The organism is Streptomyces macrosporus (assembly GCF_039533145.1).
Taxonomy (GTDB): Bacteria; Actinomycetota; Actinomycetes; order Streptomycetales; family Streptomycetaceae; genus Streptomyces; species Streptomyces macrosporus.
Genome location: NZ_BAAASZ010000051.1, coordinates 15,114 through 29,155, shown reverse-complemented (window position 1 = coordinate 29,155; position 14,042 = coordinate 15,114). Strand labels below are relative to the sequence as shown.

At 72.6% G+C, this 14,042-nt stretch carries 10 protein-coding genes; 6 read left to right on the top strand and 4 right to left on the bottom strand.

Annotation, left to right across the window (positions count from 1 at the left end):
• Positions 1-25 precede the first annotated feature (25 nt).
• From ABD335_RS27760 to ABD335_RS27750, 3 genes are all read right to left on the bottom strand, one after another.
• Positions 26-211 carry a DUF6191 domain-containing protein gene (locus ABD335_RS27760; protein WP_344328422.1) on the bottom strand — a complete coding sequence of 62 codons (186 nt, stop codon included), beginning with the start codon at positions 209-211 and terminating at the stop codon, positions 26-28.
• Entirely contained in the window at positions 211-1,395 is a 1,185-nt protein-coding gene (locus ABD335_RS27755) for a PQQ-dependent sugar dehydrogenase (RefSeq protein WP_344328421.1), read from the bottom strand. The genes ABD335_RS27760 and ABD335_RS27755 overlap by 1 nt, the downstream gene beginning before the upstream one ends.
• A 131-nt stretch (positions 1,396-1,526) precedes the next feature.
• A complete protein-coding gene (locus ABD335_RS27750; protein WP_344328419.1) occupies positions 1,527-2,525 on the bottom strand; it encodes an aldo/keto reductase in 999 nt (332 codons plus the stop codon).
• A 95-nt stretch (positions 2,526-2,620) separates the two neighbouring features.
• On the opposite strand from ABD335_RS27750, the gene ABD335_RS27745 reads away from it, so the two are divergent.
• The 6 genes from ABD335_RS27745 to serA all read left to right on the top strand — a co-directional run bounded on the left by ABD335_RS27745 (position 2,621) and on the right by serA (position 12,483).
• Complete coding sequence (locus tag ABD335_RS27745) at positions 2,621-3,583, top strand: 2-hydroxyacid dehydrogenase (RefSeq protein ID WP_344328417.1); 963 nt, start codon at positions 2,621-2,623, stop codon at positions 3,581-3,583.
• Between the two features lie 298 nt (positions 3,584-3,881).
• Positions 3,882-6,821 carry a putative bifunctional diguanylate cyclase/phosphodiesterase gene (locus ABD335_RS27740; protein ID WP_344328415.1) on the top strand — a complete coding sequence of 980 codons (2,940 nt, stop codon included), beginning with the start codon at positions 3,882-3,884 and terminating at the stop codon, positions 6,819-6,821.
• 249 nt (positions 6,822-7,070) lie between these two features.
• Entirely contained in the window at positions 7,071-8,951 is a 1,881-nt protein-coding gene (locus tag ABD335_RS27735; RefSeq protein ID WP_344328414.1) for an acetolactate synthase large subunit, read from the top strand.
• 37 nt (positions 8,952-8,988) lie between these two features.
• A complete protein-coding gene (gene ilvN, locus ABD335_RS27730; protein WP_344328412.1) occupies positions 8,989-9,513 on the top strand; it encodes an acetolactate synthase small subunit in 525 nt (174 codons plus the stop codon).
• A gap of 114 nt (positions 9,514-9,627) precedes the next feature.
• Positions 9,628-10,626: a ketol-acid reductoisomerase gene (ilvC, locus tag ABD335_RS27725; protein ID WP_344328411.1), complete on the top strand. Its 999-nt coding sequence runs from the start codon at positions 9,628-9,630 to the stop codon at positions 10,624-10,626.
• A 267-nt stretch (positions 10,627-10,893) separates the two neighbouring features.
• A complete protein-coding gene (gene serA, locus ABD335_RS27720) occupies positions 10,894-12,483 on the top strand; it encodes a phosphoglycerate dehydrogenase (protein ID WP_344328409.1) in 1,590 nt (529 codons plus the stop codon).
• 134 nt (positions 12,484-12,617) lie between these two features.
• On the opposite strand, the gene ABD335_RS27715 is transcribed toward serA, so the two are convergent.
• Positions 12,618-13,895, bottom strand: coding sequence for a PucR family transcriptional regulator (locus tag ABD335_RS27715; protein WP_344328406.1), 1,278 nt, complete (start codon positions 13,893-13,895; stop codon positions 12,618-12,620).
• Positions 13,896-14,042 lie beyond the last annotated feature (147 nt).

The window sequence follows — 14,042 nt, the reverse complement described above, 5'->3', positions numbered from 1 at the left end:
GCGCCCGACGCGGACGCCCGTGCCGTCAGGCGGATTCCGCGGCCGGCGCCGGCCGCGGGGGCCTGATCAGGACGTGACCCGAGGCGAGGTCGATCGGGCCGCGCCCCGGATCGTGGTTGCCCTCCTCCACCCGGGTGTGCTCCAGCCGCTTGCGCTCGTCGTCGGCGTGGCGGCGTCCGGGGGTGAACAGCTCCTCGATCAGGTTGAACATCAGCGGACCTCCAACTTCAGGATGCGGTCGTCGTCCTCGCCGGGCGTACCGCGCGAGTCCGTCTCGCTGGTCACCAGCCACAGCCCGTCGCCGCCGTCGGAGACGACCGTCCGCAACCGCCCGTACTCACCTTCCAGGAACGCCTGCGGCTCCGCCACCGTTTTCTCGCCATCGAGGGGAATCCGCCACAGCCTCTCCCCGCGCAGGCCCGCCACCCACACCGAACCCCTCGCCACGGCGATGCCGCTCGGGGAGGCGTCCGCGGGCTTCCACTGGGCCACGGGATCGACGAAGCCCTCCTCGCCGGCCTCGCCCTCCACCTCGGGCCAGCCGTAGTTCCCGCCGGGGCGGATCAGGTTGACCTCGTCCCAGGTGTTCTGGCCGAACTCCGAGGCCCACAGCCGCTTCTCGGCGTCCCAGGCCAACCCCTGGACGTTGCGGTGGCCCCAGGAGTAGACGACCGAGTCCGCCTCGGGGTTGCCGTGGCCCGGGGGCTCGCCGTCCGGCGTCATGCGCAGGATCTTGCCGCCGAGGGAGTCCCGGTCCTGGGCGAGGCTCGCGTCGCCGGAGTCGCCCGTCCCCACGTAGAGCATCCGGTCCGGGCCGAAGGCGATCCGGCCGCCGTTGTGGACGACTCCCTTGGGGATGCCCCGGAAGACCGTGCTGGGCGCGCCCAGCCGGTTGCCCTCCTCCCCGTCCTCCTCGTAGAGCATCCGCACGATCCGGTTGTCGGAGGCGCTGGTGAAGTAGGCGTAGACGTAGCGGTCCTCGGCGAAGTCGGGCGAGACGGCGATGCCCAGCAGGCCGCCCTCGCCGCCCGGGTCGACCCCGGGCACCGACCCCAGCTCGGTCGTCTTCCCGCTCTCCCCGTCGACCCGCAGGATCGTGCCCTCGTCCCGGGAGGAGACCAGCAGGTCGCCGTCCGGCAGGGGCGCGAGCCCCCAGGGGGACTCCAGCCCCGTCGCGACCGTGTCCACGACCTTCACCGAGCCCTTGGCGGGGGCGGGCGAGGCGCCGGGGGAGCGGTCGGGGTCCTTCGAGGGGGAGGCGGATCGGCCGGCCGTGGCGCTCCCACGGTCCGAGGGCTCCCCGTCGCCGCCGGAGGAACACCCCGCGGCGAACAGGGCGAGCCCGGTGAGGGAGACGACGGCCGCTCGCAGGGACAGGGAAGGGCTTCGCACCATCGGGGCGCCTTTCGACGGCTCTCGGTCCGGCTCGGTCTGGCGGTGTGTCGGTGTGTCGGGTTCCGGTGCGGGGCGCCCGGCGGCACCCCACACCCGACCGTACGTCGGGGAGGCGCGGAGGGTTCCCGTCCTCAGTCCCACGATCCCAGAGCGGGGGGCAGCGCGGCGATCTCCGCCAGGTCCTCCTCGGTGAGCCTCAGCCGGGCCGCCGCCGCGTTCTCCACCGCCCAGCGCTCCTTCTTCGTGCCCGGCACCGGCACCACGTGCCGTCCCTGCGCCAGCAGCCAGGCCAGTGCCACCTGGGCCGGGGTGGCGTCGCCGTGCCGCGCGGCGACGCGCCGCAGACCGACGACGATGGGCTGGTTGGCGGCCATCATCTCGGCCGTGAAGCGGGGGTGCCGGGCCCGTATGTCGTCGGGTTCGAAGCCGACGCCGGGCGTCAGCGTGCCGGTCAGGAAGCCGTTGCCCAGCGGCATCGCGGCCAGGAAGCCGATCCCCCGCGCCTCGCACCACGGCAGCAGCGACACCAGGGCCTCCGGGGACCACACCGACAGCTCGGCCTCCACGCAGCTCACCGGGAACACCTGCTGCACGCGCTCCAACTGCCGGATCGTCTCCGCGTACAGGGGCTCGGCGGCCGTCCGCCGCTGCGCCCGTGCGCCCACGGCGCACAACCCCAGCGCACGCACCTTTCCCGCGGCGACCAAGTCGGCCATCGCGCCCCAGGTCTCCTCGATGGGCACCTCGGGGTCGACGCGGTGGAGCTGGTAGAGGTCGATCTCGTCGATCTGCAGCCGCCGCAGCGAGGCGTCGCAGGCCCGTCTCACATAGGAGGGACGGCCGTTGGCCACGATGTGCTGCTCGCCGACCAGCAGCCCGCACTTGGTCGAGACGAACGCCTCCGCGCGGCGCCGTCCGAGCACCCGGCCGAGGAGCAGTTCGTTGGTGAACGGCCCGTACATGTCGGCGGTGTCGAGCAGCGTCACCCCGTGGTCGAGCGCGGCGTGCACCGTGCGCAGCGAGGACTCGCCGTCCTGTTCGGACGTGGTGTAGGCCCAGGTCATCGGCATGCAGCCGAGCCCGATCGCGCCCACCTCCAGCGTCGCCGCACCGATAGTCCTGCGCTCCACCTGGACGTGCTCCCTCCTCGCCCCCCGCAGGGCGCTCCCAACCTAACGGGTGCCTTCCGACGGGCCTCGAACAGCCTCCGGATAGCCTGTCGACCATGGCTTCCGCAGACGTCTGGCTGCCCTTTCCGCCCGCCGAGGTGGGCGATCTGCCGGAATCGCTCCGCTACGTCCACTGGGACGGCGAGGGGGAGTTCCCGGCGGACCCCGCGCACTGCGTCTTCTACGCCGTTCCCTATCTGAAGGGTCAGGCCGTCGCCGTACGTCCCCTGGCGCACATGGCCAACGTGCGGGTGGTGCAGACGCTCACCGCCGGCGTCGACCACATGGAGCCCGCCCTACCGCAACTGCCCCGGGGCGCCCTGCTGTGCAACGCCCGCGGCGTCCACGAGACGAGCACGGCCGAACTCGCGCTCACCCTCGCCCTGGCCGCGCTGCGCGACATCCCCGGCTTCGTCCGCGCCCAGGACGCGGGGGAGTGGCGGCAGGGCTTCCGTCCGGCCCTCGCCGACCGGACCGCCCTGATCGTCGGCTACGGCTCCATAGGCGGCGCCATCGAGGAGCGGCTCGTCCCCTTCGAGCCGGGGGCCGTCCTCCGCGTGGCGCGCACCGCCCGCACCGCGCCGCGCGGCCCGGTGCACGCCCTCGCCGACCTGCCCCGGCTGCTGCCCGAGGCCGACGTGGTGTTCCTGGTCACCCCCCTCACCGAGGCCACCCGCGGGCTGGTGGACGCCTCCTTCCTGGCCCGGATGAAGGACGGCGCGCTGCTGGTGAACGTCGCCCGCGGCGCCGTCGTGGACACCGACGCGCTCCTGGCCGAACTGGAGGCGGGGCGGCTGCGGGCCGCGCTCGACGTCACCGACCCCGAGCCGCTGCCGCCGGGGCATCCGCTGTGGCGGGCGCCGGGCGTGCTGATCACGCCCCACGTCGGCGGCCCCAGCTCCGCGTTCGCGCCGAGGGCCAGGCGCCTGCTCCGCGCCCAGGTGCGGCGCTTCGCGGCCGGGGAGCCCCTGGAGAACGTGGTCGCCGTGGCGGGGCGGGACCGCGGGGGCGACGGATAGCCCGGGCGGAGGGGCCACCGGGCGGATCATCTGGCTGCCCTATACACGCTCCGAATACGAGCAAATGCGCATTGTATCGGCAATCTCTCCGTCCGTCACGCTGTGTAGAGAGCCTATGCCCCTGAGTGACTGACCTGGTGTATCGTCCGGTCCGGGGGTGTACCAGACCACGAGGGGGGACGGGCGACATGCACGGCCACCGGACGAACCACCGGACACACGACCGGTGCTGGAGAGGACGCCGACCCGTGGGGTCCGGGGCGCGGGCGGGCCGTCCGCCGCGCCCGGGGGTGGCGCGATGACCGCCCGGGGGACCGAGCTCTCCCGCCCGGCCCGCACGGCGTACCGGCGCGACGGCACCGCGGCGGACGGCCGGGGCGGAGTGCTTCCCCGGCTCGCCCTGGCCGCCGTGTGCGGCGCGTACGCGCTGGGCGCGGTCCTGGGCTGGGGATCGCCCGCGGTGGCGCTGTTCATGGGCGACTTCGGGCTGAGCGCCGCGGCGTTCGTGGCCGCGGGCTCCTGCTTCCACTACGCCCGCACCCACCCCGGCAACCCGTTCCGTCCCGCGTGGGTCCTCTTCTCCCTCTCCTCGGCGATGGCCGGACTCGGCAACGGAGTGTGGGGGTGGTACGAGGTCGTGCTGAGCCGGCCCGTGCCCAGCCCCTCGGCCGCCGACTTCTGCTTCCTGCTCTTCGCGCCGCCGGCCATCATCGGACTGCTGGTGCTCGCCAAACGCCCCGTCACCCGGGCGGGTTGGATCTGTCTGGCCCTCGACGCCTGGCTGATCGGCGGCTCGCTGCTCACCCTCTCCTGGAGCCTGGCGCTCGACCACCCCTCGTACTGGCAGGGCGAGTCCGTCTCCCTGGTGGCCCTCTCCCTGGCCTACCCCCTGATGGACATCGTGCTGATCAGCATGGTCCTCGCCCTGCACTTCCGCCGTTCCGCCGCCCACCGATCCGCCGTCAACACCGTCATCGGCGCCCTCGCTCTCACCGTGCTCTGCGACGCTCTGTTCACCTCACCCCTGCTGCGGGAGAACTACTCCTCCGGCCAGATCCTCGACGCGGGCTGGTTCGCCGGCTCGCTGCTGCTCGCGTACGCCCCCTGGGTCGGCAACCGGGAGGGGGCGGAACGGCAGCGCGGTCCCGCCCGTCCGGGCGCCCGGCCGCCCGCGCCGACGAACGGCCCCATGGCCGGGTCGCTGGCCGCCCTCACGCCCTACCTGGCCGCCGCCGTGTGCACCCTGGGCATCCTCTACAACGTCCGCGACGGCGGGGCCATCGACCGGGTGGTGCTGCTGACCGGCTGCACCGTCGTGCTGGCCCTGGTGGTGCGGCAGGGCATCATGCTGCTGGACAACATCCACCTCACCCACGAACTGGCCCAGAAGGAGAACCACTTCCGGTCCCTGGTCCAGGGGTCCAGCGACGTCATCATGATCGCCTCCCCGGCCGGGATGCTGCGGTACGTCTCCCCGGCCGCCGCGGGCGTCTACGGCCGCGAGCCGGACAAGCTGGTCGGCTCCGAACTCGCCTCCCTCATCCACCCCGAGGACCTCGGCCGGGTCCTGCACGAGGTGCGCCGTTTCCTCGCCACCCCGTCCGACGAGGAACCCTCCACCCGGATCGAGTGCCGCATCCGACACGCCTCGGGGCGCTGGCTCAACGTCGAGTCCACCGTCAACCGTTACCAGGGCGGCCTGATCTTCAACAGCCGCGACGTGACCGAACGGGTGCGCCTCCAGGCGCAGCTCCAGCACAACGCCTCGCACGACCCGCTCACCGACCTGCCCAACCGGGCGCTGTTCACCGAGCGCGTGCGCCAGGCGCTCGGCGGCCGGCGCCGGGGCGACGCCGAGGCGGGCCACACGGCGGTGCTCTACATCGACCTCGACGGGTTCAAGGCGGTGAACGACACCGTCGGCCACCAGGCGGGCGACGAACTCCTGATCCACGCGGCCCGCCGACTGAGGGAGGCCGTACGGGCCGGCGACACCGCCGCCCGGCTCGGCGGCGACGAGTTCGCCGCGCTCATCCTGGGCGACGGCCGGTGCGACCGCGCCGAACGCGAGTACCGCGTACTGGAGATCGCCGAGCGGCTGCGCACGACCCTCTCCCGGCCCTACCGTGTCGAGGGCGGCGAGGTACGGGTCGCCGCCTCCATCGGCGTGGCCTTCGCCGAGCCCGGCGTGACCCCGGCGGTCCTGATGCGCCACGCCGACCTGGCGATGTACCGGGCCAAGCAGGCCGGCAAGAACCGGGTCGAGCTGTACGCGCCGCAGCCGCAGGCCGAGGCCGTCCGCCGCGCCGAACTGACCACCGACCGACTGCGCGGCGCGCTGGCCGAGAGCGAGTTCGCGCTGCTCCACCAACCCGTGGTCGAGCTCGCCGGCGGCCGGATCACCTCGGTCGTCGCCCAGGCCCGCAGGCGCTCCGCCCGGGGCGTCCTCTTCCCGCCCGCCGACTCCTCGCGCGGGGCCTCCGCGAACGCGGCCGGGGACGAGACCGCCCAGGCGGGCGACTGGCTGCTGCGCAGGGCCGTCGAACAGGCCGCCGAACGCCACCGCGCGGGTTTCCGCGTGCCCGTGTGCGTACGGATCGACGCGCGTCGCCTCACCGACCGCTCCACGACCCCGGCCACCGTCGAGGCGCTGCTGTCCCGGCACGGGCTGCCTCCCGAGGCCCTCGTCGTCGAGTTGTCCGACAGTGCCCCGAGCGTCTCCCTGAACGAACTGGAGCTGTGGGTCACCGCGTTGCGGCGGCTCGGTGTCGGCGTCGCCCTGGACGGCTTCGGCGCCGGCCACGGCGCCCTCGCCGCCCTGCGCAGGCTCCCCGTCGACGTGCTGCGGCTGGACCGCTCCCTGATCGAGGGCGTCGCGGAGTCCGCCAGGGTGCGCAAAATCACCTCCGGGCTGCTGAGGATCGCCGAGGACCTCGGCGTGGCCTCCGTGGCGGAGGGCGTGGACCTCCCCGAACAGGCCGCCGTCCTGCGCTCGATGGGCTGCACGCACGCCCAGGGGGCGGCCTTCTCCAAGCCTCTGGACGAGCACCGGCTGCGCCGCGCCCTGACCCGGGGCGGCTACCCCGTGGCCGGAGGAGAGCAGCACGGTCCGGGCACCGGTCGTTCGGTGGTGGTCGCCGGTTCGTTGCCCGTACGCAGGGGCGGAACGGCGGGCCCCGATCCGGTGACGCATCCTCCATTGCGCTCAAATAGTGAGACGTCCGTCCCACCGGCTTGACACCTCACATGTCACGGGAGGATGGTCGGTGCCATGCGCACCCGAATTCTCGTACTTGGACAGCGCGTCGACTGACCCGGGGCATGGCCGCCCCGCGGACGACCAGCGACGCGCTCCCCTCGCTTGCCTTACGGCACGAGGGGTTTTTTGTTGCACGAGCACCGAGCGCGACCCACGCACAGCCACCCACAGTCACTCACAGCCACCCACAACGAGCGTCAAACCCTCACTCTTCGAGAAGAGATTGCGATGACCGAGCAGGCCACCGGGGCCCCTCGCCCGCAGCCGCGGGCCCGTACCGGCGGAGCGCAGCCCCAGCCCGTCACCGTCGAGCACGTCACTGGGGCCCAGTCCCTCATCCGTTCTCTCGAGGAAGTCGGCGCCGACACGGTATTCGGCATTCCGGGCGGCGCCATCCTGCCCGCCTACGACCCGATGATGGACTCCTCCCGGGTGCGCCACGTCCTGGTCCGCCACGAGCAGGGAGCGGGCCACGCCGCCACCGGCTACGCCCAGGCCACCGGCAAGGTGGGCGTCTGCATGGCCACCTCCGGCCCCGGGGCCACCAACCTCGTCACCCCGATCGCCGACGCCAACATGGACTCCGTCCCGCTGGTCGCGATCACCGGCCAGGTGGCCTCCGGCTCGATCGGCACCGACGCCTTCCAGGAAGCCGACATCTGCGGCATCACGATGCCGATCACCAAGCACAACTACCTGGTGACCGACCCGGCCGACATCCCGCGGGTGATCGCCGAGGCGTTCCACATCGCCTCCACCGGCCGCCCCGGCCCGGTCCTGGTGGACATCGCCAAGGACGCGCTCCAGGCCCGGACGACCTTCTCCTGGCCCCCGACCGCCGACCTGCCCGGCTACCGCCCGGTGACCAAGCCGCACGCCAAGCAGATCCGCGAGGCCGCCAGACTCATCACCGAGTCCTCCCGCCCGGTGCTGTACGTCGGCGGCGGCGTCCTCAAGGCCGGGGCCACCGCCGAGTTGAAGGTGCTCGCCGAGCTGACCGGGGCCCCCGTCACCACCACCCTGATGGCGCTCGGCGCGTTCCCCGACAGCCACCCGCAGCACCTGGGCATGCCCGGCATGCACGGCACGGTCGCCGCCGTCACCGCCCTGCAGAAGGCCGACCTGATCGTCGCGCTCGGCGCCCGCTTCGACGACCGCGTCACCGGCAAGCTGGACTCCTTCGCGCCGTACGCGAAGATCGTGCACGCCGACATCGACCCGGCCGAGATCGGCAAGAACCGCGCCGCCGACGTCCCGATCGTGGGCGACGCCCGCGAGGTCATCGCCGACCTGATCGTGGCCGTCCGCGCCGAGCACGAGGCGGGCCGCACCGGCGACTACGGCGAGTGGTGGCGGCAGCTGGACCGCTGGCGCGAGACCTACCCGCTCGGCTACGACCTGCCCGAGGACGGCTCCCTGTCCCCGCAACAGGTCATCGAGCGCATCGGCGCGCTGGCCCCCGAGGACACGATCTTCACCGCCGGCGTCGGCCAGCACCAGATGTGGGCCGCCCACTTCATCAACTACGAGAAGCCCGCCACCTGGCTCAACTCCGGCGGCCTGGGCACCATGGGCTACGCCGTCCCGGCCGCGCTCGGCGCCAAGGCCGGCGCCCCGGACCGCACCGTCTGGGCGATCGACGGCGACGGCTGCTTCCAGATGACCAACCAGGAGCTGGTCACCGCCGCGCTCAACGGCCTCCCGATCAAGGTCGCGATCATCAACAACGGCGCGCTGGGGATGGTCCGCCAGTGGCAGACCCTCTTCTACAACCAGCGCTACTCCAACACCGTGCTCCACTCCGGTCCCGCCGGCGCCAACGGCGGTTCCGCCGCGGGCGCGGTCGCCCCGGACACGAAGGGCACCCGTGTCCCGGACTTCGTGAAGCTGGCGGAGGCCATGGGCTGCGTCGGCCTCCGCTGCGAGGACCCCGCCCAGCTCGACGCGGTGATCGAGAAGGCCAACTCCATCAACGACCGTCCCGTCGTCGTCGACTTCATCGTCCACGAGGACGCGATGGTCTGGCCGATGGTCGCGGCCGGCACCTCCAACGACGAGGTCATGGCGGCGCGCGGTGTCCGTCCCGACTTCGGCGACGGCGACGACTGACGACCGAGGAAACACTGAGGAACGGAACACCACGCCGATGTCCAAGCACACGCTCTCCGTCCTGGTGGAGAACACCCCCGGCATCCTCGCCCGGATCGCCGCGCTCTTCTCCCGCCGCGGCTTCAACATCGACTCCCTCGCCGTCGGTGTCACCGAGCACCCCGAGATCTCCCGCATCACCATCGTGGTGAACGTGGAGGACCTTCCGCTGGAGCAGGTCACCAAGCAGCTCAACAAGCTCGTCAACGTGCTGAAGATCGTCGAGTTGGAGCCGTCGTCCTCCGTCCAGCGCGAACTCGTTCTGGTGAAGGTCCGGGCCGACAACGAGACCCGCTCGCAGATCGTCGAGATCGTCCAGCTCTTCCGTGCCAAGACCGTCGACGTCTCCCCGGAGGCCGTCACCATCGAGGCCACCGGCAGCAGCGACAAGCTGGAGGCCATGCTCAAGATGCTGGAGCCCTACGGGATCAAGGAACTGGTCCAGTCCGGCACGATCGCGATCGGCCGCGGTGCCCGCTCGATCACCGACCGCTCGCTGCGTGCCCTGGACCGGACCGCATAGCGAGACCGCGGCCCGTTTCCGCCCGCACCGGCATACGGTGGGCCCTGGCGAGGGCCCACCGCCCCCTCCCGTACGGCAAGACCCCCGTACAGCAAGAACAAGGAGATATCCGAAGTGGCCGAGCTGTTCTACGACGACGACGCCGACCTGTCCATCATCCAGGGCCGCAAGGTCGCGGTCCTGGGGTACGGCAGCCAGGGCCACGCCCACGCCCTGTCGCTGCGCGACTCGGGCGTCGACGTCCGGGTCGGCCTCCCCGAGGGTTCCAAGTCCCGCGTCAAGGCCGAGGAGCAGGGGCTGCGCGTGGTCACCCCGGCCGAGGCCGCCGCCGAGGCCGACGTGATCATGGTCCTGGTCCCGGACCCGATCCAGGCCAAGGTCTACGAGGAGTCCATCGCCCCCAACCTCAAGGACGGCGACGCCCTCTTCTTCGGCCACGGCTTCAACATCCGGTTCGGCTTCATCAAGCCCCCGGCCGGCGTGGACGTCTGCATGGTCGCCCCCAAGGGCCCGGGCCACCTGGTCCGCCGTCAGTTCGAGGAGGGCCGCGGCGTGCCGTGCATCGCGGCCGTCGAGCAGGACGCCACGGGCGGCGCCTTCCAGCTCGCCCTGTCCTACGCCAAGGGCATCGGCGGCACCCGGGCCGGCGTCATCAAGACCACCTTCACCGAGGAGACCGAGACCGACCTGTTCGGCGAGCAGGCCGTGCTGTGCGGCGGTACCGCGGCGCTGGTGAAGGCGGGCTTCGAGACCCTGGTCGAGGCCGGCTACCAGCCGGAGATCGCGTACTTCGAGTGCCTCCACGAGCTGAAGCTGATCGTGGACCTGATGTACGAGGGCGGCCTGGAGAAGATGCGCTGGTCGATCTCCGAGACCGCGGAGTGGGGCGACTACGTCACCGGCCCGCGGATCATCAACGAGAACACCAAGGCCGAGATGAAGAAGGTCCTCGCCGAGATCCAGGACGGCACCTTCGCCAGGAACTGGATGGCCGAGTACGACGCCGGCCTGCCCAAGTACAACGAGTACAAGAAGGCCGACTCCGACCACCTGCTGGAGACCACCGGCCGTGAGCTGCGCAAGCTCATGAGCTGGGTCAGCGACGAGGACTGAGCAGGAGATCCCGCCCGACTCCCGCCGACCCGTCCGCAGGTGGATGGACGGCTCGCCGGCGAGGCGACGCGGCCCCGGCGCTCTGGCACCGGGGCCGCCGCTTCGCCGATAGACTGACAGCACAAGCGCGTCACAGGCTCACAGCGTCGTGCGTCTCCACGCGGCTGCCCACCTCCACCGCCCTCGGCCGTCGGGACGCGGCCGTGCTCCTCCGTGGCCCCCGGGCACGGGAGGGGCCCCCAGGACCAGTGAGGACTGAAGACCGAAGTGAGCAAACCCGTAGTACTCATCGCCGAAGAACTCTCGCCGGCCACGGTCGACGCACTTGGCCCGGACTTCGAGATCCGGCACTGCAACGGAGCCGACCGCGCTGAGCTGATCCCCGCCATCGCCGACGTCGACGCCATCCTGGTGCGCAGCGCCACCAAGGTCGACGCCGAGGCCATCGCCGCCGCCAAGCGGCTGAAGGTCGTCGCGCGCGCGGGCGTCGGCCTGGACAACGTCGACGTCCCCGCCGCCACCAAGGCCGGTGTGATGGTCGTCAACGCGCCGACCTCCAACATCGTCACCGCCGCCGAACTCGCCTGCGGCCTGCTGATCTCCACGGCGCGCAACATCCCGCAGGCCAACGCCGCCCTGAAGAACGGCGAGTGGAAGCGGAGCAAGTACACCGGCGTCGAGCTCGCGGAGAAGACCCTCGGCGTCGTCGGCCTCGGCCGCATCGGCGTCCTGGTGGCCCAGCGCATGTCCGCCTTCGGCATGAGGATCGTCGCGTACGACCCGTACGTGCAGCCCGCGCGGGCCGCGCAGATGGGCGTCAAGCTGCTCTCCCTGGACGAGCTGCTGGAGGTGTCGGACTTCATCACCGTCCACCTTCCCAAGACCCCCGAGACGCTGGGCCTGATCGGCGACGAGGCGCTCCACAAGGTCAAGCCGACCGTGCGGATCGTCAACGCCGCGCGCGGCGGCATCGTCGACGAGGAGGCGCTGCTGTCGGCCCTGAAGGAGGGCCGGGTCGCGGGCGCGGGCCTGGACGTGTTCTCCAGCGAGCCGTGCACCGACTCCCCGCTGTTCGCCTTCGACAACGTCGTGGTCACCCCGCACCTGGGCGCCTCCACCGGGGAGGCCCAGGAGAAGGCGGGCATCGCGGTCGCCAAGTCCGTGCGGCTGGCGCTCGCCGGCGAGCTGGTCCCGGACGCGGTCAACGTCCAGGGCGGTGTGATCGCCGAGGAGGTGCGGCCCGGACTGCCGCTGGCCGAGCGGCTGGGCCGGATCTTCACCGCGCTGGCGGGCGAGGTCGCCGTCCGGCTGGACGTCGAGGTCTACGGCGAGATCACCCAGCACGACGTCAAGGTGCTGGAGCTCTCCGCGCTCAAGGGCGTCTTCGAGGACGTGGTGGACGAGACGGTCAGCTACGTCAACGCGCCGCTGTTCGCCCAGGAGCGCGGTGTGGAGGTCCGCCTGACCACCAGCTCGGAGTCCCCCGAGCACCGCAACGTGGTCACGGTGCGCGGCACCCTCGCGGACGGCGAGGAGGTCTCGGTCTCCGGCACCCTGTCCGGCCCGAAGTACCTCCAGAAGATCGTCGCCGTCGGCGAGTACGACGTCGACCTGGCGCTCGCCGAGCACATGGCCTTCCTGCGCTACACCGACCGCCCCGGTGTGGTCGGCACCGTCGGCCGCATCCTCGGCGAGGCCGGCATCAACATCGCCGGCATGCAGGTCTCGCGCGCCGAGGAGGGCGGTGAGGCGCTGGTCGCCCTCACCGTGGACGACACCATCCCGGCCGCGGTGCTCAACGAGATCGCGACCGAGATCGGCGCCACCTCGGCCCGCAGCGTCAACCTGGAGGACTGACCCTCCGGAGGCACGACCGACAACAGTGCGGCGGCCCGGGCACGGACCTCCTCCGTGTCGGGCCGCCGTCGGCGTCCGCGGCCCGTCCGTGGCGTTTCCGGAGGACGTCGGGACCGGGGCCGTCCTCCTCCGGGTCAGCTCCGGAGCAGCCGGGCGGTCTTGAGCGCCATGTGCAGCAACAGCCGGTCCTCGCCGTCGTCCAGGTCGAGCCCGGTGAGCTGCTCCACCCGCGCCAGCCGGTAGTACAGGGTCTGCCGGTGGATGCCGAGCGCGGTCGCCGTACGGCCGGCCTGCCCCGCGCAGTCGAGGAAGACCTCGGCCGTCCGGGCCAGCTCCCGGCGGCCGGGCTCCAGCAGCGCCCGCACCGACGCGTCCGGCAGGGCCGCGGCGGAGCCGCCGGGGGTGTCGTCGGAAAGACCCCCGGGCGAGGTCGTCAACGAGGTCAGCATCCGGTACGGCCCGATCCGGTCCCACCGCGCCACCGGCCCGAGCCTCCGCTCCGCCCGGGCGGCCCGTGCCGCGGACAGCGCCTGCCGCCAGGCCCCGGGCACCCCCGACAGCCCCTCGCAGGGCGCGCCGATCCCCGCCGCGGCGCCGGCGCCGGCCTCCCGTCCACCGCCCCGGCCGTCGGCGTGCGGTGACCGCAGCAGCCGCTCGGCGGCGGCGCGCGCCGGGTCGAGGCCGCCGAGGGAGAGCAGCCGGACGAGGACGGCCAGCGCTCCCCCCGACTTCGGCGGGGACGCCCCCGCCCCGGGCACCATGCAGGCGGCGACCGCGCCGGAGATCCCCCGGCCGAAGGCGGGGGGAGACCCGGCGGCGTCCCCGTCCTCCTCGCCCCAGGGCACCACGGCCACCACCGTCAGCGGTCCGGTCGCCAGGGCGCCCAGCTCCCCGGCCAGCTCGACCTCCGCCGCCCGGCGTCCGGGCGCCGCGGTGATCAGGGTGTACAGCAGTTCGCCCCGGCGCGCGCCCGCGCGGGCCTCGGCGGCCAGGAGCGCGCCGATGCGGTCGGCGGCGGCCCGGACGTCCGCCAACCGGGGGTCGGTCAGTTCCAGGGCGCCGTCGTCCAGCAGCCAGATGTAGCCGAGGAGCGCGCCGCCGTGCCGGACCGGCACGCAGATCCGCCCCCGCAGCACCCCGGCCGAGGGGTCCGGCGGAATCCGTACGGGCGCCACCGCACGGGTGATGCCGAAGCTCTCGAACCAGGCCCGCACCCGCGCGGTCGAGCGGCGCTGGAGGATCGAGCGGGCGCGGACCGGGTCCGTCAGGAAGACGGGATCCTCCCCGCCGTCGTCGCCGTCCCCGCCGTGGGCGCCGAACGCGATCAGTCCGAAGTCGCGGTTCTCCAGTGTCGCGGGCGTGCCGAGGAGGGCGGTCACCTCGTCGATCAGTTCCTGGTACTCCTCGCGCATCGTCCGCTCCGTCTTCCGTCCCCGTGGCCGCCGGCGCCTCCGCGACCCCCCTCATTGTCATACAGGTGTCTGAGATCCGGGCCACGGATGCGTGACAGCTGTCGATGGCGGGCCCGCGGAGCGATCCTTAGGTTCGACGGTGGCTTT